Origin of the sequence: Kribbella orskensis (assembly GCF_004342085.1) — a bacterium.
Classification (GTDB): Bacteria; Actinomycetota; Actinomycetes; order Propionibacteriales; family Kribbellaceae; genus Kribbella; species Kribbella orskensis.
Genome location: NZ_SLWM01000009.1, coordinates 272,723 through 297,445, shown reverse-complemented (window position 1 = coordinate 297,445; position 24,723 = coordinate 272,723). Strand labels below are relative to the sequence as shown.

The following is a 24,723-nucleotide window of genomic DNA, read 5'->3' as shown; positions in this document are numbered from 1 at the left end:
TGGATCGACCACGGCCCGACCGCGCTGACCAACCTGGTCCTGCTCTGCCGCCGCCACCACATCGACACCCACCACGGCCACTGGACCATCACCCTCCACCACGGCACCGTCACCGTCGCCCGCCCTGCCTGGGCCGAACCCGGCCCCACCCGGCACCGCTACCGCACCCCCACCACCAGCCACCCCGACCGCGGAGCGTCGGACAACCCTGCCCGCAACCGCGCCCACACCCCGGCGCGCACCACCGCCGGGAATGGCGCCGCGGCCACCGAGAACAACCCCGCCGCGCAGTTCGACCCCTGGGCAGACACCGACCCGCCCGATCCAGGGCCTGGCAGCCAGACCCGTCCACCCGGCGACCCGACCCCGGGTCCCAGGGCGCTGCCCCATGCCGACAACCCGCCACCGGCCACCACCGCCGATGACCGGGATCGAGACCGGCGCCCTCCCGTCATGCGGTCCACACAGCCAAGGCCAGGACCGCCATGCGCCCGACCGAACTGACGGTCCCACGCCGCAGCGCACCTCGTGCCGGACAGCGCAACCGAAGACCACCCCACGCCGGGCGAGGCTGTCGTGCGCCCCACCCGACCCGACGGCCAGCATCGCGGATCTCCCTGCCCGGCGGCCCGTACCGCGAACCCGCCCAGCCGACTGCCCCGCACCTCGAACCCGCCCAGCCAACTGCCCCGCACCTCGAACCCAGCCGTCTGACTGATCTGCCTGCAGGGCGGCCCCGCGGTCCCACCTCCGCAGCTGCGCATACCTCACGAATGGCTGCCTCTTCGCGCTGGACGCCTGGTGGGACGGCTGCTCCCCAGACAGACGCCTGCTCCCCAGGCAAAGGGAGCCGGTGGTGTCGAGGCTGTGCAACTCGCCTCGGCACCACCCGTTATGCCCGGCTACGCGGCATCCAGCGAGCCACGCAGTACGGCTACTCCTTGTGGGAGTTCCAGGTGCACTAGAACAGCGCGGCCATCAGCTTGCGGCGCGCCTTGACCACGCGGTCGTCGTCGGCGCCGATCACCTCGAACAGCTCGAGCAGGTGAAGCCGGACGGTGTCCCGCTCGTCGCCCGAGGTCAGCTGGATGGTCTTGATCAGCCGGTTGAACGCGTCCTCGACGTGACCGCCCATCAGGTCCACGTCGGCGACGAGTTGCTGCGCCTCGATGTCGGTCGGGTTCTCCGCGGCCCGGGTGCGCACCTCGGCGGGGACGTCCCGGGTCCGCTTCACCAGCTGGACGCGGGCCAGCCCGGCCTTCGCCTCGGCGTCGTTCGGCGTCTCCTTCAGCAGCGTCTCGTACGCCGCGATCGCGCCGTCCAGGTCACCGGCGCCGACGGCGTCCTCGGCCGCCTCGTACCGCGGGTCCGGCTCGGGCTCGGCCTCCTCGGCGGGGCCTGCCGGGCCGACCGGGTCAGTCCGGCCGGTGATGCCGTTGGCGACAGCGACGGTCAGCAACTGGTCGACGTACTGGCGTGCCTCGGCCTCGGCGACGGCTCCCTGGAAGAGCGGGACCACCTGACCGCGCAGGACGGCGATCACCAGCGGCACCGTCTGGACGCCGACCGCCTGGGCCAGCTGGGGGTTCGTGTCGATGTCGATCCGGGTCAGCAGGAACTTGCCGCCGTACTCGGTGGAGAGCCTGACCAGCACCGGGCTGAGCGCGAGCGACGCCTCCGAGCGCGGCGACCAGAACTCGACGATCACCGGGACCTGGATCGAGCGCTCGATCACGTCCGCCTGGAAGGTCGGCTCGGTCACGTTCAGCACGTACGGTCCGCCGGCGGCGGGAGCACCGCCCGGCGGGACTCCGGGAGCGCCCGGCGCGCCGGGGCCACCGGGGCCGCTCGGTCCACCGGGACCGCTCGGTCCACCGGGCCGCGGCGGCGCGGGTGGTGGGTTGCGCAGGGACGACAGGTCGATCGCCCCAGGACGGGAGAAGTTTGGCTGGCTCACCGCGGTCCTCGCATTCCGAGCTCACTACGAACGTTCATGGGACCATCCTCTCCGACGACTCCGAACGGTGCGGAGCGCGGGTCGCCAGCAGCAGCCTGGCCAGCCCGCTCCGGGTGCCGGCGACAGCGATCCGGGTGCCCGGCCGGAGCGTCTTGTCGAACGCCGGGGACCAGTCCCACTCGCTGCTTTCCTGCCGGGCGAGCACCCGCAGACCGCCGGTCTCGTCCAGCTCACCGAGGCGCTTGCCGACCGCGACGGAGTTCTGCTCGACCGAGACCTCGGTGAGCAGCAGAACCCGCCGACCGGCCGGGACAGTCGTCTGACTGCGCCGGTTCGCGACCGCGGCGGCGATCGCCGGCGCGACCAGCATCGACACGGACCGGCTGTGCCCGAGACCCAGCTGCCGCTCGACCCGCTGGGCCAGGTCGTGGTCGAACATCCGCATCGTGATCCGGGCGTCCGGGTTCAGCTCCCGGACCACCATCGCGGACTCGAGATTGGTGATGTCGCCGTTCGTGATCGCCAGCACCGACTGGCAGCGCTGCACACCGGCCGACCGCAGCGTCTCCTCGTTCGCGCTGTCCCCGATGATCACCGGGATCCGCAACCGATGAGCCGTCTGTACTCCGGGGGCCTCGTCGTCCTGCTCGACGCCGATCACGGCGACACCGCGCTCCGCCAGGATCTCCAGCACCCGGGCGCCGACCGTACCGAGTCCGCAGACGACCACGTGGTTCCTCGGCCGGCCGCGGACGCCGCCGATCACCCGGGACAGCCGGGCGCCGATCAGCGAGTCGACGATCACCGCGGTCAGCAACGCCATCAGCACGATCCCGGTCAGCTGGACCACGACGCCGGCCACCTTCGCCCACGGTTCGGCCTCGGAGAACTTGTCGTCCTCGATCCCGGCCGAGGTGACCGCGCCGGCGGCCAGGTAGAGCGCGCGGAGCCAATCGATGTTCGCGATCCAGTGGGTCAGCCCGGTGCCGATCGCCACCAGAGCGGCCATCACCGCCACGATGATGCGGACCCGCCGGTCGAACACGTCGCGCATCGCCATCACCCAACCGGCCCGGCGGACGTCCTTGGTGCGCCAGACGCTGCGCACCCCGGTGCCGAGCACGATGTCGCCGGCCGGATCCGAGCTGTGGACGGGCAGCAGTTCGGGCGTCGCCGACGAGGTGGTGTCGGCGAGCACGGTCAGGTGCGGATCGCGGATCAGGTCGGCGGGGCCTGCCACCATCCGGCGGCCGCCCAGCTCGACCCAGGTCAGCTCGTCGTCCTCCAGCGCGTCGGCGACGAAGGCCGGCGCCGCGAGCGACGGGCCCGAGATCACCACGCAGTCGCCCAGCAGGCTGTGCAGCTGACCGCCGAGGCGCGGGTTGACCATCTGCACGACGATCCGCAGGTTCGGGTCCATGTCGCGAGCGGTCAGCGCGGTGTGCACGTTGCGGACGTCGTCGGCGTCCAGCAGCACGAGCGCCCGGGCGCTGGACGGATCGTCGCCGGCGGCATCGATTCCAGCCCGGCGCAGGATCGCCTCGCTGACCACCCGGACGCCCATCACGTGCGCGCCGAGCTCACCGATCCGCTCGAAGTGCCGCGAGGCCGGGTTGACGATCGCCGTGACGTGCTCGCCGGAGGTGACCAGCTCGGTGACGACCCGGAGCATGGTGCGGTCGGACCCGCAGACCACCACGCCCCGGCCGTCCGGCGGCTGGGTCCCGCGCTGCGGCTGCCGGCCGCGGCGCCTCCCCGGTGGTGGTGGGGAGGCTTCCGCCTCGTCCTCAGAAGCGGGCGGGCTCTCGGTACTCGCCCCACTCGTCCCGAAGAACGTGACAGATTTCCCCCATCGTGGCCTCCGCACGCGCCGCCTCCAGCATGGGTTCGATCAGGCTGCCGGTCCCTCTGGATGCCTCGACCAGCGCGGTCAGCGTACGACGTACCTGGTTCTCGTCGCGCTGAACCTTGCGCGCCGCCAGCACCCGGCACTGCTCGATCTCCACCTCGTGGCTGACCCGGAGGATCTCCAGCTCACCGGCGACGGTGTCGGTCTGGGTGTTCACCCCGACGATCTTCTTCTCACCCTTCTCCAGTTTCTGCTGGTACTCGAAGGCGGCGTCGGCGATCTCGGCCATGAACCAGCCGTCCTCGATGCCGCGCAGGATGCCGCCGGTCATCGTGCCGTCCGGGCTCATCTCCTTGATCCGGGCAAAGATCTCCTCGGCCTCGGCCTCGATCTTGTCGGTCAGCGCCTCGACGTACCAGGAACCGCCGAGCGGGTCGGCGACGTTGGTGACCCCGATCTCCTCCATCAGCACCGACTGGGTCCGCAGCGCGATCTCGGCCGACTGGTCGGTCGGCAGCGCGAGCGTCTCGTCCAGCGCGTTGGTGTGCAGCGAGTTGGTGCCGCCGAGGATCGCGGCGAGCGCCTCGACCGCGGTACGGACCACGTTGAGGGTCGGCTGCTGGGCGGTCAGCGAGACGCCCGCGGTCTGGGTGTGGAAGCGCAGCCACTGCGCCTTGTCGGTCTTGGCGCCGTACACGTCACGCAGCCAGCGGGCCCAGATCCGCCGGCTCGCCCGGAACTTCGCGATCTCCTCGAAGAAGTCCAGGTGGCTGTCGAAGAAGAACGACAGCCCGGGCGCGAAGGTGTCGATGTCGAGCCCCCGGCTGAGGCCGAGCTCGACGTACCCGAAGCCGTCCGCGAGCGTGTAGGCGAGCTCCTGCGCGGCCGTCGACCCGGCCTCGCGGATGTGGTACCCCGAGACGCTGAGCGGTTTGTACGCCGGGATGTTGGCGGCGCAGTACTCCATCAGGTCGCCGATCAGGCGCAGGTGTGGCTCCGGCGGGAACAGCCACTCCTTCTGGGCGATGTACTCCTTGAAGATGTCGGTCTGCAGGGTGCCGTTCAGCTTGGTGATGTCGGCGCCCTGGCGCTCGGCGGCGACCAGGTACATCACGAAGGCCGGCACCGCGGGACCGGAGATCGTCATCGACGTGGTGACGTCCTGCAGCGGGATGCCGTTGAACAGCCGGTCCATGTCGGCCGCGCTGTCGATCGCGACGCCGCAGTGGCCGACCTCGCCGAGCGACTTCGGGTCGTCGGAGTCGCGGCCCATCAACGTCGGCATGTCGAACGCGACGGACAACCCGCCACCGCCGGAGTTGAGGATCATCTTGTACCGCTCGTTGGTGTCCTCGGCGTTGCCGAAGCCCGCGAACTGACGGATCGTCCAGGTCCGGCCGCGGTACCCGGTCGCGTAGAGCCCGCGCGTGAACGGGAACTCCCCCGGCCAGCCGATCCGGTCCATCCGGGGGTCGTCGGACCCCTCCGGCGGGCCGTAGACCGGCTCCACCTCGGTGCCGGACAACGTGGTGAAGTCCGCCTCACGCCGCCGTGACGCGTCGTACCGCTGCTGCCACCGGCTCCGGCCGGTCGCGATCTGTTCGGCATCCATCAGTCAGACCTCCTCGGGAACTGGTCCCAAAATACTAGGACGTCCAACTATTTCCTACCCCGGGGTGCCACCAGCTTTCTTGCGAGCGGCAAAACGAGGCCGCGGCCTGAACGTCAGACACCCTCCCGCCGTACTGCGTTGAGCAGCGCGAGGGTGGCGGCGTACTGGACACCGACGAGGTGGTTGATCGGGACCCGGTGCAGCTCTGGTTCGAGGATCAGCGCCTCGTCCGGCCAGGCGCGGTAGAGGGCACGCAGTCGCTTGGCGAGCGGGTGGAGTTCCGCGGCCGCGCTCCCCCGGGCGATCTCGCCGTCGATCGCGCGCACCAGCATCCCGCCGTACCGAAGCCGGAACGAGCGGTGGATATCGCGCAGGCCGAACGCCTCCGAGACGGTCGCCAGTCGCGCCGGGTTCTCCTGCTCGGCCCGGCGCCGATCCCGATCCGGTCGCTTGCTCAGGTACGGCAGGAAGGCGGCGGTGGCACGGACGAACTGCGAGTCGTCCGACAAGTGCTCCCGGGCTGCCTCGAAGATCTCCACCAGGGCCGTGATGTCCTTCTCCAGGCCATCCGCGGCCTCGGTCAGGACGTCGCGATACGCCACGTCGCTCGGGTTCCGGTCGTCGGCCGCGGGATGGGTCCAGTACGGCAGCTCCGCCACCAGGCTGACCGTCCCGCACCGCTCCGCATACTCCGCGGACGAACCGCCCGAGCTCGCGTACGGCGTCATCCCGAGGCTCTCGGAGTAGTCGTACGTCGCCTTGGCCGAGATCATCTCGTAGACGGCGGGGCCGAGCGGGCGGGCGACCGGGGTCTCGGGCTCACCGAGGTCCAGCGGGAGATCGAAGGCCGCGGCGATCTCGTGCAGCTCCCCGACGAACCCGTCCAGATCCCGGGTGACGTAGTAGTACGCTCCGCCGAGCTCGGTGTTGTGCAGGGACACCGCGATCTTCGGCTTCAGCTCGTCGATCACCCGCATCAGGGCGAACGCCTCCGGCATCACGCTGTCGAAGTACGCCTGCTTGTACTGGAACGGGAACGACCACTCGACCTGCTCGGCCGGGGCCGGGCGATAGAAGTTGGCGAGGTAGTGCACCCGGTCCCACGGGCCGTCGAACCAGCCTTCGTTGAGGCGGGTGCCGTCGGGGTCGATGCAGCCGATGAGGTTCCACCGGCAGCCGGCCCGCAGTACGGCGTCGGCGCAGAGGTCCTCGGCCAGCTGGATCGCGGTCCAGAAGCCGATCGGCTCGTTCGGGTGCACCCCGGCGTACACGAGGGCTTCGTCGGGGCCGGTGCCGATCGAGTACATGGTGATCGCTTCGCCGAGTCGCGACGTACCGATCCTGCGCGCGGTGACCAGGTCGGGATGACGGCCGGCGAGGTCGTCGAGGCGGGCGATGATCTCGTCGACGCCCGGGAAGTGGTCGAGGTCGGGAACGCGGCGGGCCCGCTCCAGGATCGCCTGGAGCGGACTGCCGCTGGTCGGCCGGGCGCGCAACTGGGTCTCTAGCTGAAGTCGCCGGCGGTGTGGCGCAGGGGCTGGAGGACGGACCACAGCATCTTGAGCTGCTCGTCGGTGAGGCCACGGAGGGCGAAGTCGGCCTCGACGAGGTCAGCGGTGGCACGTTCGACCAGTTCGCGGCCCTCGGTGGTGATCTCGCACAGCACCGCGCGGCCGTCGTCCGGGTGCGGCGTGCGCGTCACCAGCCCGGCAGCCTCCAGCCGGCGGACGATCGAGGTGACCGAGGTCGGGTGCACCTGCAGGCGCTCCCCCATCTTGCCCAGCGGCAGCGACCCGCGCCGCGAGAACGTGAGCAGCACCAGCGCCTCGAACCGCGCGAAAGTCAGCCCGTGCTTCTTGAGGATCTCGTCGAGCTCACCGATGACGATCTGCTGCGCCCGCATCAACGACGTGACGGCGCGCATCTGCTCGACGGCACCCCAGCGCCGCCCCCACTGCCGCGACGCCTCGTCGATCGGATCGAACGGCAACGGTTTCTTCCTCGCCATGCCGGAAGGTTAGCCGCCTCTCCGGCTAATCTTCGCCAACCGGCACTTACAGCGAGGGGCGACCATGGCCAGCGACGAGCAGGACTTCCCCCGCCTGGCGGGAGACTCACCCGCCGAGCAGCTGATCAACATCCGCTTCCACTGGTACAGCTCCCAGGCCCGCAAGGCACGGCTCGCCTACTGGGGGATCGGGATCCTCCAGCTCGTCGCCGCTCTGGTGATCGCCCTGTCGGTGGCATTCGACGCTCCCAAGTGGTTCGCGCCGGCGCTGGGCGCCCTGATCGCCCTCGCGGAAGGCGTCCGCACCTTGCTGGGACTCCAGGACAGCTACCCGACGTACCGGCGTACGGCTGAGGAACTCCGGAACGAGGCATGGCTCTTCGCCCAGCAGGCAGGCCGCTACGCCGGTGCCGCCGACCGGCCTGCGCTTCTCGCCGAGCGGGTGGTCGCCATCAGCAGCACCGAGACCGAGCAATGGGTCGGCGCCTTCAATCAGCGCGACTCTTGATCGATTGGCTGAAACTGTCGGCGGGTGGTGCCATGCTCACCGCATGAGCCTGCCGCCTGAACGCGCCGCCTTCTATCTCGCCTGCCTGCAGGACGATTCCGCCCGTCTCGCCGAGGTCGGCCGGCTCGGCCTCGCCGCCGAGGTTCCGAGCTGCCCCGGCTGGACCGTCGAGACCGTCGTCCGCCACATCTCGACCGTCTACCTGCACAAGGTCGAGATCCTCAAGCTGGGCGCGCTCCCCGACCCCTGGCCGCCGAACCTCGACGACCGCGACGCCCTCGAGCTGTACGAAGAGGCGCGCGCCGCGGTGGTGACCGCCCTGGAGCAGGCTGGCACGGACCTCCCGACCTGGACCTTCTCCCCCGACGACAAGACCTCCGCCTTCTGGTACCGCCGGATGGCCCTGGAGACCGCGGTCCACCGGATCGACACCGAACTGGCCCACGACGTAGTCACCCCGGTCGACCGCGAACTCGCCCTGGACGGCATCGACGAACTCCTGGTCCTGATGCTCGGCGGACCCTGGTGGGAGGAAGGCGACACCGAGCACCCGGTCGACGCCACCGTCCGCGTCACCTCCGAAGGCCGCTCCTGGACCGCCCGCCTGGACGCCACCACCGCCACCGTCACCCCCGACGCCGAAGGCGAGGCCGACGCGGAGATCTTCGGCGAGGCCAACGACCTCTACCTCTGGTTGTGGGGCCGCCAACCCGCGGATTCCATCCAGACCGTCGGGGACGAGGCCGCCGCAGCCGCCTTCCGCAACCGCATCGCCGAGTGCACAACCTGAGCCTGTTCCTTGGCCAGCAGCTTGGTGAGGTGAGGGACCAGGTCGGCTGGGTGGAGGCCGAGTGGTTCGAGCATGTCCGGTCCGGCCCAGAGCAGCTCGAAGCTGTTGTTCTCGCTGTGCGCTTCTGCTTCGGGCCCGGACAGGACCGGCGTTCCGACGACGTCAGCCATCAGGAAGTACTCCGCGGGCCGCCCGTTGTGCAGCCCGGTCCAGAGCAGCCGATCGATGCGCGCTTCGAGAGTCGTTTCCTCCCTCAACTCCCGGAGCGCAGCCTCTTCGATGGTCTCGCCTGCCTCGACGTGCCCGCCGGGCAGCACGGCGTACTGATGACCGCGGCAGTTCAGCCCCGGCCAGCGCGCGTCATCGCACATGACACAGAGGTCGGCACTCTCATGCCGCAGATACCGCTTGATGACCAACACCCTGCCACCAGCCACAACAACAGCAACCGCCCGAGGAATCCCCACACCCCGCACCCTGCCAGCCCCCACCGACACTTTTCCGCCGGCCCGCGATCCTGCCCCCGTCGCTCCGCCCAACCCCCAGCAGCCGAGCCGGACCGCCAGCCGGAGCGCTAGTCGTGGTCGGGGTCGTCGGTCCAGTTGGCTCGTTCGGAGTTGAAGATCGACTTGCTGGCGCTGCCGGTGACGCGGGTGGGGGCATGGTGAGCGGGGGCCGTGGTGGTGGTGACCTCTTGGGCCGAGTCCATGCCGATCGGGCCGGTGCCGTCGTCGTCGGAGTCGTCGTCATCGTCTCCTTGGATGACGTCGACGCTGGCGGAGGCTCGCAGGCCGGTGCGCTGGATGACGCGCTGGATCGTCAGGTCACGGTCGTCGGGCCGGCTGACGTACCTGATCTCGCGGAAGCCCTGGTCCTGCGCCGCGGACTCGAAGACGAAGTGGCCGTAGCCGAGGAGCCGCCCGTGGATCGGCTTCTTCAGCGTGATGTCGAGGATTCGCGCGATCGGGGTGGTCGCGACGGTCTGGGAGAAGACGCCCCGGATCCGCATCACCCGCATGTTGGTGACGACGAACCTGTCCCGATGCTCGGTCAGGAACCGCCAGAACGCGTGCCCCAGCAGGACCAGGACGATCACCAGCAGCACGCCCGTCGCGTTCAGCGGCGTCCACAGCATCGCCACCAGCAGCGCGGTCGCGAGCACGACCTCGAGCATCGGCATGGTGAACACCACCCAGTGGTGCCGCACCTCGTCGATGACGACCTCACCCTCGTCCGAGATCAGATGGCGCCTGACCTTCGGATCGAAGATCCTGAAGAGGCCTATCCCGGCCATCCACTCACTCCTCTGTCCACCCCGCCGTCGGCCCCGCGGCGTTCACCACAGCCGTCACATCCACCACAGTCAAGTGTCCCGCACGAATGCTCATCACGGGACACTTGACTGAATGTTCAGCCGAACAGCGCGGACAGGAAGGTGATCACGCTCGAGAACGCATCGCCAACGGCCGAGAACGCACCTCCCACGGCATCCGCGGCACCCTCCGGCTGGGTGAACAGATAGAACGCCGCAAAGGCGATGACCAGCCAGATCAGCAGCTTCTTCGCCATCACCACTCCTCGTTCGCAACCAATTCGGTCGACTGTGTTGTATCACGGATAGTCACCAACTGTCACTGACTGAACACAGCCCACCGCACAATGCCCACCAGCTACAAGATCCATTCTGTAACGGATCAGGGGGCATGGCATCCATCGGCGCGCCGCCGTGAGACGAACGTCGCCCGACAGGCCGGAAATCCTGTAATGCTTGCCCGTTTTCGGACTCACCGATCCCTGCGACAGATCGACAGCGGCCGTCGCAGCGCCCGAATCCGGGCCGACCGGAATGGCGAAGAGAAAGCCCCCGGTTACAGCGCGGCGATCAGTTCGTCGGCCGCGGCGTACGGGTCAGTGTCACCGTCTGCGACCTTCGCGGCCAGTACGTCGAGCCGGGCGTCACCGTGCAGGTGCGCGAACCGGGCTCGCAGCGCGGTCATCGCGATCGCCTCGACCTCGTCCCGGGCCCGGGAGCGACGGCGCTCGACCAGGACGCCGTTGCCGCGCATCCAGGTCAGCCGGTCCTCGATCGCGGCGACCACCTCGTCGATCCCTTCGTTGCGCGAGGCAACGGTTTTCAGGATCGGTGGCACCCAGGAGTCCGGGGTCCGCTCGGCCAGCGCCAGCATGGCGCGCAGGTCGCGGGTGACGTTCTGGACGCCGTCGCGATCCGCCTTGTTCACAACGTAGATGTCGCCGACCTCGAGGATGCCGGCCTTGGCCGCCTGGATCCCGTCACCCATGCCGGGCGCGAGCAGGACCAGGGTCGTGTCGGCCATCCCGGCGATCTCGACCTCGGACTGACCGACGCCAACCGTCTCGACCAGTACGACGTCGAAACCGGCCGCGTCGAGCACTCGCAGCGCCTGCGGCGTAGTCCACGCCAGACCGCCCAGGTGACCTCGCGATGCCATCGACCGGATGAACACCCCGGCGTCGGTCGCGTGGTCCTGCATCCGGACCCGGTCCCCCAGCAGCGCGCCGCCGGAGAACGGCGACGACGGGTCCACAGCCAGTACTCCGACCCGCTTCCCGGTCGCCCGGTACGCCGAGACGAGTGCCGAGGTCGAGGTGGACTTCCCGACCCCGGGTGACCCGGTGATGCCGACGATGTGCGCGTGGCCGGCATGAGGCGCGAGCGCGGCCATCACCTCACGCAGTAGCGGCGACTCGTCCTCGACCAATGAGATCAGCCGGGCAACGGACCGGGAGTCGCGGTTGCGCGCTCGCTCGACCAGCTCGGCGACCGGGGCAGTCCGTCGGGGCATCGTCTCACTGTCAGCTCACGAGCAGCTCTTCAGCCAACTCTCGGGGTCATTCCTAGTACCCAAGCTATTGCCTCCGCCCCGCTTCCCGGCCCGGGACCTGCGAACGACACGCTCCGGGCGAGTCGTCCGGTCAGTTCTCTGCCGGACGACTCGAACCATCTCCCCGGACGGAGGTTGGGATCAGTTCTGCTGCGGGACTCGGACGATCAGGGCATCGCCCTGACCGCCGCCGCCGCAGAGGGCTGCGGCGCCGGTGCCGCCGCCGCGGCGCTGGAGTTCCAGGGCGAGGTGGAGAACCAGACGGGCGCCGGACATGCCGATCGGGTGGCCGAGGGCGATGGCGCCGCCGTTCACGTTCACCTTGTCGAGGTCGACGTTCAGCTCACGGGCGCTGGCGATGCCGACCGCGGCGAACGCCTCGTTGATCTCGATCAGGTCCAGCGAGGCCGGGTCGATGCCCTCCTTGCCGCACGCCTTCACGATCGCGTTGGCCGGCTGGCTCTGCAGCGACGAGTCCGGTCCGGCGACCGAGCCGTGCGCACCGATCTCGGCCAGCCAGGTCAGCCCGAGCTCCTCGGCCTTCGCCTTGCTCATCACCACCACAGCGCAGCCGCCGTCGGAGATCTGCGAGGCCGAGCCGGCGGTGATGGTGCCCTCCTTGCCGAAGGCCGGCCGCAACTTGGCCAGTACCTCGACCGAGGTGTCACCGCGAACGCCTTCGTCGGTGTCGACGACGAGCGGGTCGCCCCTGCGCTGCGGCACCTCGACCGGGATCACCTCGTCGGCGAAGACGCCGTTCTTCCAGCTCTCCGCGGCCAACTGGTGCGACCGGGCGCTGAACTCGTCCTGCTCCTCGCGGGTCAGTTTCAGCCCGGAGGTGTTCGCCTGGTCGGTGAGCGCGCCCATCGGCTGGTCCGTGAAGGCGTCCCAGAGCCCGTCGTAGGCCATCGAGTCGAGCATCGTCACGTCGCCGTACTTGAAGCCCTCGCGCGACTTCGGCAGCAGGTGCGGCGCGTTCGTCATCGACTCCATCCCGCCGGCCACGACCACGTCGTACTCGCCGGCGCGGATCAGCTGGTCGGCGAGCGCGATCGCGTTCAGGCCGGACAGGCAGACCTTGTTGATGGTGATCGCGGGCACCGACATCGGCACCCCGCCCTTGGTGGCGGCCTGGCGGGCGGTGATCTGACCGCCGCCGGCCTGCAGCACCTGGCCCATGATCACGTACTCCACCTGGTCCGGCGTGACGCCGGCCTTCTCCAGGGCGCCTTTGATCGCGAAGCCGCCGAGCTCGGCGCCGGTGAAGCCCTTGAGGCCACCCAGCAGCCGCCCGATCGGGGTCCGCGCACCGGCCACTATGACGGTCTGGTTCTGCGAGCTACGAGTGGTGTCAGACATGCCGCCACGATACCTGCGACGGCACTGGTACGCGCCTGTCGATCAGGTCACACGTCTGCCGGGTTTCCCTGTCGAGGTGGCCGGCAGCGACTCCACGAACGTCACCTTGCGCGGCACCTTCGCCCGCGCCAACCGCTCCCGCGCGAAGGCGATCACCTCGTCGGCGGTCGCGGCAGCCCGCAGTACGACGGAAGCCTCCAGGCGGGCGCCGAACTCCTCGTCCGGTACTCCGTCCACCCGCGCCTCCGCGACCGCCGGATGACGCAGCAGGACGTCCTCGACCTCGGTGAGGAAGACGTTCTCGCCGCCGGTGACCACCATGTCGTCCGCACGCCCGTCGACGAAGAACCGCCCGGCCTCGTCGCGATGACCGAGATCCCCCGAATCCGCCAGCCCACCAAGGCGCGGCCGCCTCCCACCCCCGGAGTACTGCTCGAATTCGAGCCTGCTGGAGACGCACAGGTGTCCCACCTCGTACGGCGGGAGCGGCCGGCCGTCGTCATCCAGCACGGCAACACGTACTCCGGCCGCGGGCCGCCCGATGGTTCCGGGTGCCGCCTCGATGTCCACCGGCCGGGCGATCGTGGACCAGCCCTCCTCGCTCGATCCGTAGAGGTTGAAGAGCACCGGCCCGTACGACGCGGTCAGCCGAGCCGCCACGGACGGGTGCAACAACCCGGCCCCACTCACCACGGCAGCCACCTCGGCCGCCCCGCCTGCTCGCTCCACCCGCGCCAGCACAGGCGGTACGCCGACCAGCACGCAGCCCGGGTTCTCCTTCAGATAGGCGGCCACCCTCGCCGCGTCGACCCGCCGGCCGACCACCACCGGCATCCCGAACGCCAACCCCAGCGCAAGGAATCCGAGGCCGAACCCGTGCCACAGCGGCGATGTCACCACCATCGGCGCACCCGCCTTCAACGGCAGCCACCGCACGAGTGACGTCACCGGCACCGCCTGCCCGAGCCGCACATCACCTCGCTCGACCTCCTTCGCCTGGCCGGTACTCCCCGAGGTCTGCAGCACCACGCGGCCCGGGCCCTTCCGCGGTCGGCTTCTCTGCAGGGCTGACAACGGCTGACGGCCAGGGACGGTCGGGTCGAGCAGCACCACATCGGCGCAAACCCGCAAGGCACCGCAGACCGCGATGACGAACGAGCGGTGGTTGGCGTCGGAGACGGCATAGCGGGCGTTCGGCACCATCTCGTAGGCCTGCGCGTCAGCCAGCCGGTCCAGCTCCGAATAGCTCACAGGACCGTCGTCGTCGATCAAGGCGATCCCTGTCGGGTCTTTGACCGCGGCGATCGAGACGAGCGCGCTGATCGTCAGGCCGTCCCGCCAGATGATCCGGTAGGTGCTCGGCCGCCCGAGCGGGATCGCCCGGACCAACCGCACCAGCCCGATCGTCACCTCGGCAGCTACCCGACCCCACCGCGCCAGACGCCCGATCGCCGGAACGAAGGCTCGGGACCGGGCGGCGGCCATCACCTGCTCCGGGCGATCCGCAGTACCGCCGCGGTGGCCGCTTCATAGGGGCCTTGGGCAAGCGTTGTGAGGAGGGCTGCGCCCCTTGTCCACCACGGGATCAGCACTCGTGGACGCGTCACCAGAACGCGCCCGATCACCTCCGCCGCCTGGGCGGCCGTAAGGCCGGGCACCCATGGTCCGTACGTCGGCGCGCTCATCGGCGTGTGCACCAAGGGGAAATGGATCGAGCTGGTCGCCACGCCGTCCACCCGGATCTCCGGCGCGATGCAGCGCAACCACGTCTCGAACGCCGTCTTCGAGGCGCTGTAGACGGCCCAGTGCGCGGCCGGCAGGTCCACGTTCAGCGTGCTCACGTTGATCACCTGGCCGGTCCCCCGAGCCCGCATCTGCGGCAGCAGCCCGGTCAGCAGCCGGACCGGGCCGAGGTAGTTGACCGAGTTCGTCCGGGTCACGTCGTGCCACCGATCGGTGGTGTCCGCCAGCGACCGCCGGATCGACTTGCCGGCGTTGCTGACCACCACGTCGACCCGCCCGTAGTCCACCAGCACGTCCTGGACCAGCCGATCCACCGCGTCGAGATCCGCCAGATCAACCGGGTACGCCGCCGCGTGGCCCCCGACCGCGGTGATCCGATCCCGCACCAACTCCAGGCGATCCGCCCGGCGCGCGGCGAGCAGGACGGTGGCTCCAGCCGCGCCGAGGAGCTCCGCCGTCGCCTCGCCGATCCCCGAGGAAGCACCGGTGACGAGCACGATCCGGTCGTCCGCGGCGCGCTCGAGACGCGCGGTATCCACCCGTGACCAGGACGGTCCGAGCAGCAACCGGTAGATGTCGTGCGTCACATACATCGGACCAACCAGTGTCGCATCGACCACAGTCATTGGATTACTTCTCCGGACTGGGTCACTCTGACGGTTATGGACCACCTCACGGCCACCAAGACCCTGTTCGAGGCGATCGACCACGTCGGCATCGCCGTGGCGGACTTCGACGCGGCGGTGCGGTTCTATGCCGAGACCTTCGGCATGACGGTAGCCCACGAGGAGATCAACGAGGAGCAGGGCGTCCGCGAGGCGATGCTGTCGGTCGGCCAGAGCGGCTCGTCGATCCAGCTGCTGGCCCCACTGTCGGACTCCGCCCCGATCGCGCGGTTCATCGAGCAGCGCGGCCCGGGCATCCAGCAGTTGGCGTACCGGGTGCGCGACCTCGACGCGGTCTCCGCCGTACTGCGGGAGCGCGGCGCGCAACTCCTGTACGACGAGCCGAAGCGAGGCACCGCGGGCTCCCGGGTCAACTTCATCCACCCCAAATCCGCCGGCGGCGTACTGGTGGAACTCGTCGAGCCGGCCGCGTCCGCCGCGCACTGACCCGAACGCCCGGGCCCCACCGGCTCGTGGACAACACAGCGTCACGTCGACTCCGCCACGGAACGGAGTTGGCCGATCACCGTCGCAGAACGTGACATTCTTCCGGTGTTCTCGGCACGCCGAGTGGTCCATTGCGGATTACCCTGTTGAGGTGCTGATCGACAGCGCTACCGAACGTCAACACCGTGGTCACGCCGGGTTCCAGCACGACGCCTTCGTCTACATCGATGACGAGGAGTTCGTGCGCCAGACGGCGTCCTTCGTCCGCGACGGTCTGGAGTCCGGCGAGGTGGTGCTGGCTGCCCTCCCCCAGTCTCAGATCAAGCTGCTGCGGGACGACCTGGGCACCGACGCGGACGAGGTCACGTTCGTCGACATCACCACCGTCGGCCGGAACCCCGCCCGGATCATCCCGTTGTGGCGCGAGCTGCTGGTGAAGCACCCCGACAGCGCCGTTCGCGGTATCGGCGAACCGGCGTACGTCGGTCGCAACGAAGCCGAGTTCGAGGAGGCGAAGCTGCACGAAGCGCTCCTGAACGTCGCGTTCGAGTACGCCGGCCCCTTTCGCCTCCGCTGCCCGTACGACGCCTCCGTCCTCTCCCGCGATCTGGACCCCACCGACAACCACCCGCTTGTGTTCGAGCACGACGGGGAGTGGCGCCAAAAGGCCAGCTGGGCCGAGGTCGCCCGGGAGATCTTCCGTACGCCACTGCCCGCCGCGCCGCCGTACGCCGAGCGCAAGGAGTTCGGGCTGACGGACCTGACCGGCATCCGGGCCTGGGTGAACCGGACCGCGCAGGCGCAGGGGCTGTCGTTCGACCGGATCGACGACCTGGCGCTGGCGCTGCACGAGATCTGCACCAACACCATCCGCTTCGGCGGCGGCCGCGGCACGCTCTCGCTGTGGATCTGCGACCGCCTGCTGATCTGCGACGTCGAGGACCACGGCCGGATCGACGACCTGCTCGTCGGCCGGGTGCTGCCCCCGCTCGACGGCGTCGGCGGACGCGGCGTCTGGCTCGCCAACCAGCTCTGCGACCTGGTCCAGATCCGCTCCGGCGGCGGCTTCACCCAGGTGCGCCTGCACACCCGGCTCGATTGACATCGAAAGCACTCACCGGGATAAGACCACTGACACCAGTGGACTGAGAAAGTGACAGTCGTCTCAACGGCTGCGACCTCCATCACACAACCCTTCAACACAGGGCATACTCGTCGGTAGTGTCCGGGTCACCGTTTCGCTTCCCACGGCTCCACCTATCCGGAGGTACGACGTGAAGCAGATCCTCGACGCGATCCTGGCCGGCGACACCCCCGCGGAGGAGTTCGCGCGGCTCGAAGTACCGAAGCACTATCGCGGCATCACCGTGCACGCGGACGAGACGGGGATGTTCGAGGGCCTGCCGACCCAGGAGAAGGACCCGCGCAAGAGCCTGCACCTGGACGACGTACCGACTCCCGAGCTCGGCCCGGGTGAGGCGCTGGTCGCGGTGATGGCGAGCGCGATCAACTACAACACCGTCTGGACCTCGATCTTCGAGCCGGTGTCGACCTTCAGCTTCCTCAAGCGGTACGGGAAGTTGTCCCCGCTGACCGCCCGCCACGACCTGCCGTACCACGTGGTCGGCTCGGACCTGGCCGGCGTCGTACTGCGGACCGGGCCCGGGGTGAACGCCTGGAAGCCGGGCGACGAGGTGGTCGCGCACTGCCTGTCGGTCGAGCTGGAATCACCCGACGGGCACAACGACACGATGCTCGACTCGGAGCAGCGGATCTGGGGCTTCGAGACGAACTTCGGCGGACTCGCCGAGCTCGCGCTGGTGAAGTCGAACCAGTTGATGCCCAAGCCGGAACACCTCACCTGGGAAGAGGCCGCGAGCCCGGGACTGGTGAACTCCACGGCGTACCGGCAGTTGGTGTCGGCCAACGGCGCCGACATGAAACAGGGCGACGTCGTCCTGATCTGGGGCGCGTCGGGCGGACTCGGCTCCTACGCGACGCAGTTCGCGCTGAACGGCGGGGCGATCCCGGTGTGCGTGGTGTCGTCGCCGGAGAAGGCGGAGATCTGCCGCGCGATGGGTGCGGAGCTGATCGTCGACCGGTCGGCCGAGGGGTACAAGTTCTGGGCGGACGAGCACACCCAGGACCAGAAGGAGTGGAAGCGGTTCGGCGCCCGGATCCGCGAGCTGACCGGTGGCGACGACCCGGACATCGTCTTCGAGCACCCGGGCCGCGAGACGTTCGGCGCCTCGGTCTACGTCGCGCGACGCGGCGGCACGATCGTCACCTGCGCGTCGACGTCGGGCTTCATGCACGAGTACGACAACCGCTACCTGTGGATGAACCTGAAGCGGATCATCGGCTCGCACTTCGCCAACTACCGCGAGGCCTGGGAGGCCAACCGGCTGATCGCCAAGGGCATGGTGCACCCGACTCTGAGCCGGGCCTACCCGCTCGAGGAGACCGCCCAGGCCGCCTACGACGTGCATCGCAACCTCCACCAGGGCAAGGTCGGCGTCCTCACCCTCGCCCCGACCGAAGGCCTCGGCGTCAGGAACACCGACCTCCGCGAGCAGCACCTCGCCGAGATCAACCGCTTCCGCGACCGCTGATCCGCGGCTCCCGCGCGACCTCTGACCTCTCGCTCCCGACCACGGACAATCGGCAGGCGCTGGTGGTCCGTGTCTTTGTGGGTAACAGTTCGGGGTTCAGTTCGCCGAGCCTCCCCCGGCCGAGCGGCGTGCACCCGGTTGGCGTGGTGTAACCGACCTCTGACAGGCTTTAAGGTGGGGGATTCATCCGCGCCGCCAGAAGGGACTCTTTGGGATGGCTGACGAGTCGAGCCTGCCGTTCTTCGACCGTACGGCGACCGCTGCCGGGGGCTTCCCCGTCGGTCGGCGTGGGTACGACAAACAGGCCGTGGACGACTATGTCCGCGCGCTCGAGATGCAGCTCGCCGACGCACGTGGCCGTCTGGACGATGCGCTGAACAACTCCGCCCCGCTGCAGCGCCAGCTGGACGAGGCGAAGCACCAGCTGGAGGCCAGCGCCAACCCCTCGTACGCCGGACTCGGCGATCGCGCCGCGCAGATCCTGCGGCTCGCCCAGGACCAGGCATCCGAGGCGCTCGAGGAGTCCCGCCGGGAAGCCGACGAGCTGCGCGCCGCCGCGGCCAAGGAGGCCGCGGCCGCCCGGGCGACCGGTGAACGCGAGGCGCAGGACATCCGGACCGTGGCGTTGAACGAGTCCGACAGCATGCGTCGTACCGCCGAAGGCGACGCGGCCGAGATCCGCCGTACCGCGGAGACCGAGGCGGCCGAGGTCCTCGCGGCCGCTCGCCGCAAGGCCGAGACGCTGCAGCTGACCGCCGAGTCCGAGTCCAGCACCATGAAGAACGGCGCGCTGCACGAGGCGGAGAAGATCCGGACCGCGATCCAGCGTGAGTCCGCGGCGCTGCGGGCGCGACTGGCCGACGAGCGCGAGCAGCAGGCCAAGGAGCTCGCCGACAAGCACTCCAAGATCGCTGCCGACACGGACAACCTGACCACCCAGATGCGCGAGGCCGCCGAGGCCTCGGAGCGCCGGGTCGCCGAAGCCACCGAGCAGGCCCGCAAGATCCGGCATGAGGCGGAGGAGTCCGCCGAGCGCACCCTGTCCCGCGCCCGCCGCGAGTCCGAGCAGCTGCTCACCACCGCGCGGACCAGGTCCGAGTCCGAGCTGGCCAGCGCGGCGGACGACGCCGAGCGGTCCCGCACGATCATCGCCCGCGAGACCGAGCGACTGGCCAAGCGCCGCGACGGCATCCTGGCGCAGATCGCCGGGCTGAACGACATCGCCAGCAACATCGCCCGGCAGGCCGCCGAGCTCGACTCCGAGACCGGCGTCCCGTTCAGCAACCCGTTTGCCGCCGGCAACGGACCGGCCAAGAGCAGCCCGTTCTCACCGCCGACCGAGACCACGTACTCCGAGAGCCCGTACTCCGCGACCCCGGCCGGGGACAGCTCGTACAGTGCTCCGGCCCCTTCGTACGATGCGCCGAGCACCTCGTACGAGGCTCCGACGAGCACGTACGGCGAGACGCCGGCCACCGGCTCGTCGTACAGCGCTGACTCGCGGAGCGGTGGTGTCGAGGCGCCTTCGGCCGAGGATGACGGCGATCTCGGACGCGGCAACCCGTTCACCGGCGACAGCCCGTTCGTCGGCACCGGCGCGGGTGAGGCCCGGGTCGACGAGACCCGGATCGACTCCAACCTGCGCGTCGACGCGTCCAGCATCGACGACCTGCGGGCCGACGCGGCGGTCGACGACGAGCCGCGGGACGCGACCAGGATCGACGAGTTCCGGCTCGCGGATCTGGCCGACGAGGAGACCCGGACCACGCCGGTCGACGACAGCCCGTTCAAGGCTCCGGAGGCTCGGACCGGCGACGCTGCCGCCGACAAGACCGCGGACGAGGCCGATGCTGACGCTGACGCCGATGACAAGGCCGACGACTCTGCTGACGACGAGGCTGAAGACGTCGAGGTGGACAGCAAGAACGTGAAGACCGGCGCGGCTCGATCGCCGAAGGACCAGACGTGACGCCAGCCGGCGACGACAACTCCACAAAGACGACTCCCGACATCCGGGAGATCGAGGAAGCCGCTCGCGACGCGAAGGCCGCCGCAGCGGAGGCAGAAGCCGCGGCGGACGACGCCGAGGAGTCCGCGGAACACGCGGACGAGTCCGCCGAGCTCGCGGAGACCTCGGCCACCGAGGCGGGCAAGTCCGCCGAACTGGCCGACCGGTCCGCCGAGGTAGCCGACCGTTCTGCCGAGGCTGCCGAGGTTGCCGAGCGGGCGGACGGCGTGGCGCGCCCGGATGACGGCAACCTGGTCGGCGAGATGCTGATCGAGGAGCGTCACCCGGACGTCGGCATGGGCCGGCCCGGTCCCCCGCTGCAGCGCTCGAACCCGTTCGTCTTCGGGTTCTTCGCGGCGCTCGGCGTCCTGGTCGCGTGGGGGTTGTGGAACGCGCTCGGCCAGGCCAAGTCGGTGCTCATCCTGCTGGTCGTGTCGATGTTCATCGCCGTCGGCCTGAACCCGCTGGTCGAGTGGTTCATGCGCCGCGGCCTGAAGCGCGGGCTCGCGGTCGCGGTGGTCTTCGTGCTGATGATCCTGGCGGTGTCCGGGGTCGGCTTCGCGATCGTGCCGGTCGTCAGCGAGCAGATCAACAACCTGATCAGGAACGCTCCGGACTGGCTCGACCTGCTGACCAAGTCGAGGACGCTGGAGGAACTGAACAACCGCTACGACTTCATCACCAAGGCCAAGGACTACATCCAGGACCCGGCGCTGGCGCAGCGCGCGTTCGGCGGCGTCCTCGGTGTCGGCAAGGTGGTCGCGAACGCGCTGTTCTCCGCGTTCACCATCCTGATCCTGACCCTGTACTTCCTGGCCTCGCTGCCGTCGGTGAAGCGCGCGGCCTACAGCCTGGTACCGAGCAGCCGCCGCCAGCGCGTCGCCATCCTCGGCGACGAGGTGCTCGGCCGGGTCGGCGGCTACGTCAGCGGGCAGTTCCTGGTCGCGGCGTGCGCCGGCTTCTTCATGTTCGTGTTCCTGGAGATCATCGGCCTGAACGACTACGCGCTCGCCCTCGCGATCGTGGTCATGTTCACCGCTTTCATCCCGATGGTCGGTGGCCTGATCGGTGTCGTCCTGGTCGCCGCGATCGGCTTCACCGACAGTCTGTGGACCGGCATCGCGTGCCTGGTGTACGGCGTGATCTACCAGCAGATCGAGAACTACCTGATCGCCCCCCGCATCATGCGCCGAGCCGTCGACATCCCCGGCGCCGTCACGGTGATCGCAGCCCTCCTCGGCGGCGCCCTCCTCGGCGTAGTAGGCGCCCTGCTGGCCATCCCCACCGCCGCCGCCGTACTCCTCATCATCCGAGAAGTCTGGATCCGCAAGGCCGACGCTTCGTAGTACCGCGTAGCAGGAGCGGGTGTACGCCTGTAATGCGTTCGAGTCTGCAGCTCAGGCGGCCTGATGGCGGGCTGTTCGACGGATGGCGTCTTACAAGGCGTCACTGACCGAGCAACCTGCCAGTGGTCCTTCGCGCTGCCCCACCAGGCGAACCTACGGGCGGGAACACCTGGACCGGAGGCCTCGGCCTCAGGGGAGGAAGGGGGTGAGGGTGGCGAGGAAGTCGTCGAGGCGTTCGGCGTGGACCCAGTGGCCGGCTTCGGGGATCTCGGCGAACTGGACCTGCGGGAAATAGCGCTCGATCGTCGCTCGGTGGTTGTGCTGGACGTAGTCCGACTTGCCGCCGTAGATGAAGAGCGTCGGCCCGTCGTACCGGCCGGACTCGTCCTCGGGCCAGGCGGAGATGGCCGGGAGGGCCGCCTCGAGCACGGGGAGGTTCGGCCGCCAGCGAGCGCCCTGGTCGTCGAGGATCAGGTTCTGCAGCAGGAAGGCGCGTGTCCCCGGCGTGGGTACGGCATCGACCAGTTGGGCGTCGACGTCAGCGCGGCGCTGGACCGACGACAGGTCGGCGTTGCGCATCGCCTGGGCGTACTCGACGAAGGCCGGCGGGTAGCTGACCGGCGCTGCGTCGACCACCACCAGTCGTTCCACCACCGCGGCATGCCGGAGCGCGGTGAGCATCGCGGTCTTGCCGCCCATCGAGTGACCGACCAGCGCGACCGGGCCGACACCGAGGGAGGAGATTGTCTCGTAGACGTCCTCGGCCATCTCGGGGTAGCTCATCGTGTCGGTGTGCGGCGAGGTGCCGTGGTTGCGCAGGTCGAACGCGAAGACCCGGTGCTCGGCGGCCAGTCGTCGCGCCGCGGTCATCCAGTTCCGGCTGGACCCGAACAGCCCGTGCATGACCACGACGGGCGACCCGCTCTCGCCGTACGACGTGACCGGAAGCTTCATCAACACACCCCTTGACCAGGCGACAACAGACCAGGCGACAACAGCAACATCGACGGCAAACAGCAACATTGGCAGCACAGGCACGATCAGCGGCGGCGCTGCCAGCAGGCAGTGTGCCAGTGCCGTCTCTCGTCCAGCGACTGACCGCCGCCGATCGCCGCGAGCAGGCTCGGGTTCTCCGGCCAGACCACCACGTGCGGCGTCGCGGGCAGGATCTGCTGGTCGCAGCCCGGGCAGCGGTAGGCCTTGTTGGACGCTGACCCGCTCACCCGGCGGACCATCCACTCGCCGTCCGAACGGCTCTCCCGGACCTGGTGCCCACCCATCAACGGCCGATCACTGACCGGCCGCACGTGCTTCGAGGGCTTCTTCTTCCGGGACGCCATAACGTCACCAAGGCTAGCTGCCGACCCCAGCCCAGCCCCCGCCGGGAGCCCGCCTGTGAGCTAGCTAACCAAGCCGGCCAGGTTGCGCGGGTCACCGATCTGAGCGAGGAACTTGTCCGCCACGGGGAACGGCTCCAACCGGGTCCCGTAGCCGAACCGGTCGAGCTGGCCGGCCAGGTACTCCGCGGCGCGCTTCTCGCTCGCGGTCCCGCCGATCCGCGGGCCGATCTCCTCGGACAGCACCTGCAGATGCCGCAGAGCGCGTTCCGAGGAGAGCGCCGACACGACCGATCCGCCACCGGTTCGCCGCTCCTCACGGAGTGCCGGATTCCCCCTTTCCGCAAAGGAGGATCACCGTCGGCGAGAACGGCTACCGCGAGTGCTGCTCGACTCAACCTTCAGCGCGCAGTTCGGCACCGACGTCGTGCAGGTGACCGAGACCCATCCGGTAGGACTCGATCACGCCGGTGTTCACGTACCGCATCCCGATCCGGTCGCAGTAGGCCTGCACCATCGGCTGGGCCAGCCGCAGGTTGGCGCGCGGCATGCTCGGGAAGAGGTGGTGCTCGATCTGGTAGTTCAGGCCGCCCATCATCCAGTCGACGACCAGGCCGCCGCGGACGTTGCGCGAGGTCAGCACCTGCTTCTCCAGGTGGCCCCAGTCGGTGTCGCTGTCCGGCATCTCCATGCCCTTGTGGTTCGGGGCGAAGACGCTGCCGAGGTGCAGCCCGAAGAGCGCGTGGTGCAGCGCGGCGAAAGCGATTGCCTTGCCGGGCGACATGATGAGGAACAGCGCACCGAAGTACAGGACGAGGTGGGCGGCGATCAGACCGAGCTCGACGCGGGCCTCGCGGCAGCGGCGCTTGCCGATCAGGAAGGACACGCTGGAGACCTTGAGGTTCAGGCCTTCCAGGGTGAGCAGCGGGAAGAAGATCTTCGCCTGGTTGCGGGTGAGCCAGCCGTACAGGCCGGTGCGGCCCTCGGCCTGCTCCAGCGTCCAGACCAGGATGCCCTCGCCGACGTCCGGGTCCTTGTCGGTGTGGTTCGGGTTCGCGTGGTGCCGGTTGTGCTTGTCGTTCCACCAGCCGTAGCTCATCCCGCAGAGCAGGTTGCCGTGCAGCATGCCGAGCACGTCGTGCAGCTTGCGGGAGCTGCTGATCTGCTGGTGACCGGCGTCGTGGCCGAAGAACGCGGCGCGGGTGGTGAGGATCGCCAGCGGGATCGCGAGCAGCAGTTGCAGCCACGAGTTGCCGAGCAGGATGACGCCGGCCCAGGTCGCGGCGAGCAGGATCACGTTGAGGGTGATGGCGATCACATACGACGCGGTACGCCGCTCCAGCAGTCCTGCTTCCTTGACCTCCCGCAGTAACGGGGCGAAGTCGCTGCCCTTACCGGCTGGGCGTTTACGGGTAGGCGCAAGGGCAATGGGCTGTGCCATCGGTTCCTCATCTCATCAGCGGTGGGGAGGCCTAGGCGTACAGCCGCGGCCACCATAGTGCATCCAGCCTCGATGCCCCAGTCGGCGAAAACATGAGTGCAACTACCCGGGTATGCCGGGGTGCAGGGTCCCGCGGGTGGTAGGCCTAACACCACTGAGCCCGGACTGACTCTCCGT

The 24,723-nt window shown here is 69.3% G+C and carries 23 protein-coding genes and 1 pseudogene; 8 read left to right on the top strand and 16 right to left on the bottom strand.

Annotation, left to right across the window (positions count from 1 at the left end):
• Positions 1-504 (top strand): annotated as a pseudogene (locus EV644_RS44685) (hypothetical protein); the annotation flags it as partial.
• Positions 505-961: 457 nt separating this feature from the next.
• Here the strand turns inward: EV644_RS44685 and EV644_RS24785 are convergent.
• The 5 genes from EV644_RS24785 to EV644_RS24765 all read right to left on the bottom strand — a co-directional run bounded on the left by EV644_RS24785 (position 962) and on the right by EV644_RS24765 (position 7,426).
• Entirely contained in the window at positions 962-1,957 is a 996-nt protein-coding gene (locus tag EV644_RS24785) for a co-chaperone YbbN (protein ID WP_132190863.1), read from the bottom strand.
• A gap of 34 nt (positions 1,958-1,991) precedes the next feature.
• Positions 1,992-3,656: an NAD-binding protein gene (locus tag EV644_RS24780; RefSeq protein ID WP_241998672.1), complete on the bottom strand. Its 1,665-nt coding sequence runs from the start codon at positions 3,654-3,656 to the stop codon at positions 1,992-1,994.
• Between the two features lie 88 nt (positions 3,657-3,744).
• Positions 3,745-5,418, bottom strand: coding sequence for a coenzyme B12-dependent isobutyryl-CoA mutase large subunit (icmA, locus tag EV644_RS24775; protein ID WP_132190865.1), 1,674 nt, complete (start codon positions 5,416-5,418; stop codon positions 3,745-3,747).
• Between the two features lie 113 nt (positions 5,419-5,531).
• Positions 5,532-6,914 (bottom strand): M14 family zinc carboxypeptidase, encoded by a 1,383-nt coding sequence (locus tag EV644_RS24770; protein ID WP_158292919.1) that lies wholly within the window; start codon positions 6,912-6,914, stop codon positions 5,532-5,534.
• A gap of 8 nt (positions 6,915-6,922) precedes the next feature.
• On the bottom strand, positions 6,923-7,426 hold the full coding sequence (locus EV644_RS24765) for a MarR family winged helix-turn-helix transcriptional regulator (RefSeq protein ID WP_132190867.1): 504 nt from the start codon (positions 7,424-7,426) through the stop codon (positions 6,923-6,925).
• Positions 7,427-7,490: 64 nt separating this feature from the next.
• On the opposite strand from EV644_RS24765, the gene EV644_RS24760 reads away from it, so the two are divergent.
• Together EV644_RS24760 and EV644_RS24755 are read left to right on the top strand one after the other, a co-directional pair.
• Positions 7,491-7,934 carry a DUF4231 domain-containing protein gene (locus tag EV644_RS24760; RefSeq protein WP_132190868.1) on the top strand — a complete coding sequence of 148 codons (444 nt, stop codon included), beginning with the start codon at positions 7,491-7,493 and terminating at the stop codon, positions 7,932-7,934.
• A 43-nt stretch (positions 7,935-7,977) separates the two neighbouring features.
• A complete protein-coding gene (locus EV644_RS24755; RefSeq protein WP_132190869.1) occupies positions 7,978-8,724 on the top strand; it encodes a maleylpyruvate isomerase family mycothiol-dependent enzyme in 747 nt (248 codons plus the stop codon).
• Here the strand turns inward: EV644_RS24755 and EV644_RS24750 are convergent.
• From EV644_RS24750 to EV644_RS24725, 7 genes are all read right to left on the bottom strand, one after another.
• Complete coding sequence (locus tag EV644_RS24750) at positions 8,619-9,146, bottom strand: NUDIX domain-containing protein (protein ID WP_241998674.1); 528 nt, start codon at positions 9,144-9,146, stop codon at positions 8,619-8,621. The genes EV644_RS24755 and EV644_RS24750 overlap by 106 nt on opposite strands.
• Positions 9,147-9,298: 152 nt before the next feature.
• A complete protein-coding gene (locus EV644_RS24745) occupies positions 9,299-10,018 on the bottom strand; it encodes a PH domain-containing protein (protein ID WP_132190870.1) in 720 nt (239 codons plus the stop codon).
• 116 nt (positions 10,019-10,134) lie between these two features.
• Complete coding sequence (locus EV644_RS45515; protein ID WP_199239984.1) at positions 10,135-10,293, bottom strand: hypothetical protein; 159 nt, start codon at positions 10,291-10,293, stop codon at positions 10,135-10,137.
• A gap of 299 nt (positions 10,294-10,592) precedes the next feature.
• Positions 10,593-11,549, bottom strand: coding sequence for a methylmalonyl Co-A mutase-associated GTPase MeaB (gene meaB, locus EV644_RS24740; RefSeq protein ID WP_132190871.1), 957 nt, complete (start codon positions 11,547-11,549; stop codon positions 10,593-10,595).
• Positions 11,550-11,729: 180 nt separating this feature from the next.
• Entirely contained in the window at positions 11,730-12,947 is a 1,218-nt protein-coding gene (locus tag EV644_RS24735) for an acetyl-CoA C-acetyltransferase (protein WP_132190872.1), read from the bottom strand.
• A gap of 42 nt (positions 12,948-12,989) precedes the next feature.
• Positions 12,990-14,432 (bottom strand): AMP-binding protein, encoded by a 1,443-nt coding sequence (locus EV644_RS24730; RefSeq protein WP_132190873.1) that lies wholly within the window; start codon positions 14,430-14,432, stop codon positions 12,990-12,992.
• Complete coding sequence (locus tag EV644_RS24725) at positions 14,432-15,316, bottom strand: SDR family NAD(P)-dependent oxidoreductase (RefSeq protein ID WP_132190874.1); 885 nt, start codon at positions 15,314-15,316, stop codon at positions 14,432-14,434. Before EV644_RS24725 ends, EV644_RS24730 begins: the two co-directional genes overlap by 1 nt.
• A 36-nt stretch (positions 15,317-15,352) precedes the next feature.
• Here EV644_RS24725 and mce point away from each other — a divergent pair, with 36 nt between their 5' ends.
• The 5 genes from mce to EV644_RS24700 all read left to right on the top strand — a co-directional run bounded on the left by mce (position 15,353) and on the right by EV644_RS24700 (position 21,768).
• Complete coding sequence (gene mce / locus EV644_RS24720) at positions 15,353-15,802, top strand: methylmalonyl-CoA epimerase (protein ID WP_132190875.1); 450 nt, start codon at positions 15,353-15,355, stop codon at positions 15,800-15,802.
• Positions 15,803-15,953: 151 nt separating this feature from the next.
• Positions 15,954-16,904, top strand: coding sequence for a sensor histidine kinase (locus EV644_RS24715; protein WP_132190876.1), 951 nt, complete (start codon positions 15,954-15,956; stop codon positions 16,902-16,904).
• A 172-nt stretch (positions 16,905-17,076) separates the two neighbouring features.
• Positions 17,077-18,414 carry a crotonyl-CoA carboxylase/reductase gene (gene ccrA, locus EV644_RS24710; protein WP_132190877.1) on the top strand — a complete coding sequence of 446 codons (1,338 nt, stop codon included), beginning with the start codon at positions 17,077-17,079 and terminating at the stop codon, positions 18,412-18,414.
• 214 nt (positions 18,415-18,628) lie between these two features.
• Positions 18,629-20,383: a coiled-coil domain-containing protein gene (locus EV644_RS24705; protein ID WP_241998676.1), complete on the top strand. Its 1,755-nt coding sequence runs from the start codon at positions 18,629-18,631 to the stop codon at positions 20,381-20,383.
• Positions 20,380-21,768 carry an AI-2E family transporter gene (locus EV644_RS24700; protein ID WP_132190878.1) on the top strand — a complete coding sequence of 463 codons (1,389 nt, stop codon included), beginning with the start codon at positions 20,380-20,382 and terminating at the stop codon, positions 21,766-21,768. Before EV644_RS24705 ends, EV644_RS24700 begins: the two co-directional genes overlap by 4 nt.
• Positions 21,769-21,957: 189 nt before the next feature.
• On the opposite strand, the gene EV644_RS24695 is transcribed toward EV644_RS24700, so the two are convergent.
• From EV644_RS24695 to EV644_RS24680, 4 genes are all read right to left on the bottom strand, one after another.
• Positions 21,958-22,722, bottom strand: coding sequence for an alpha/beta fold hydrolase (locus tag EV644_RS24695; protein WP_132190879.1), 765 nt, complete (start codon positions 22,720-22,722; stop codon positions 21,958-21,960).
• Between the two features lie 86 nt (positions 22,723-22,808).
• Complete coding sequence (locus tag EV644_RS24690) at positions 22,809-23,108, bottom strand: Rv1322 family protein (protein ID WP_132190880.1); 300 nt, start codon at positions 23,106-23,108, stop codon at positions 22,809-22,811.
• Positions 23,109-23,168: 60 nt separating this feature from the next.
• A complete protein-coding gene (locus tag EV644_RS24685; RefSeq protein ID WP_241998678.1) occupies positions 23,169-23,393 on the bottom strand; it encodes a hypothetical protein in 225 nt (74 codons plus the stop codon).
• Positions 23,394-23,499: 106 nt separating this feature from the next.
• Positions 23,500-24,546, bottom strand: coding sequence for a fatty acid desaturase family protein (locus tag EV644_RS24680; protein ID WP_132190881.1), 1,047 nt, complete (start codon positions 24,544-24,546; stop codon positions 23,500-23,502).
• Positions 24,547-24,723: the final 177 nt, after the last annotated feature.

Coding starts and splice junctions, on each gene's coding strand:
- icmA (WP_132190865.1), bottom strand. CDS start 5,418: ATGGATGCCGAACAGATCGCGACCGGCCGGAGCCGGTGGCAGCAGCGG.
- EV644_RS24765 (WP_132190867.1), bottom strand. CDS start 7,426: ATGGCGAGGAAGAAACCGTTGCCGTTCGATCCGATCGACGAGGCGTCG.
- EV644_RS24760 (WP_132190868.1), top strand. CDS start 7,491: ATGGCCAGCGACGAGCAGGACTTCCCCCGCCTGGCGGGAGACTCACCC.
- EV644_RS24755 (WP_132190869.1), top strand. CDS start 7,978: ATGAGCCTGCCGCCTGAACGCGCCGCCTTCTATCTCGCCTGCCTGCAG.
- EV644_RS24745 (WP_132190870.1), bottom strand. CDS start 10,018: ATGGCCGGGATAGGCCTCTTCAGGATCTTCGATCCGAAGGTCAGGCGC.
- EV644_RS45515 (WP_199239984.1), bottom strand. CDS start 10,293: ATGGCGAAGAAGCTGCTGATCTGGCTGGTCATCGCCTTTGCGGCGTTC.
- meaB (WP_132190871.1), bottom strand. CDS start 11,549: ATGCCCCGACGGACTGCCCCGGTCGCCGAGCTGGTCGAGCGAGCGCGC.
- EV644_RS24735 (WP_132190872.1), bottom strand. CDS start 12,947: ATGTCTGACACCACTCGTAGCTCGCAGAACCAGACCGTCATAGTGGCC.
- EV644_RS24730 (WP_132190873.1), bottom strand. CDS start 14,432: ATGGCCGCCGCCCGGTCCCGAGCCTTCGTTCCGGCGATCGGGCGTCTG.
- EV644_RS24725 (WP_132190874.1), bottom strand. CDS start 15,316: ATGACTGTGGTCGATGCGACACTGGTTGGTCCGATGTATGTGACGCAC.
- mce (WP_132190875.1), top strand. CDS start 15,353: ATGGACCACCTCACGGCCACCAAGACCCTGTTCGAGGCGATCGACCAC.
- EV644_RS24705 (WP_241998676.1), top strand. CDS start 18,629: ATGGCTGACGAGTCGAGCCTGCCGTTCTTCGACCGTACGGCGACCGCT.
- EV644_RS24695 (WP_132190879.1), bottom strand. CDS start 22,722: ATGAAGCTTCCGGTCACGTCGTACGGCGAGAGCGGGTCGCCCGTCGTG.
- EV644_RS24690 (WP_132190880.1), bottom strand. CDS start 23,108: ATGGCGTCCCGGAAGAAGAAGCCCTCGAAGCACGTGCGGCCGGTCAGT.
- EV644_RS24680 (WP_132190881.1), bottom strand. CDS start 24,546: ATGGCACAGCCCATTGCCCTTGCGCCTACCCGTAAACGCCCAGCCGGT.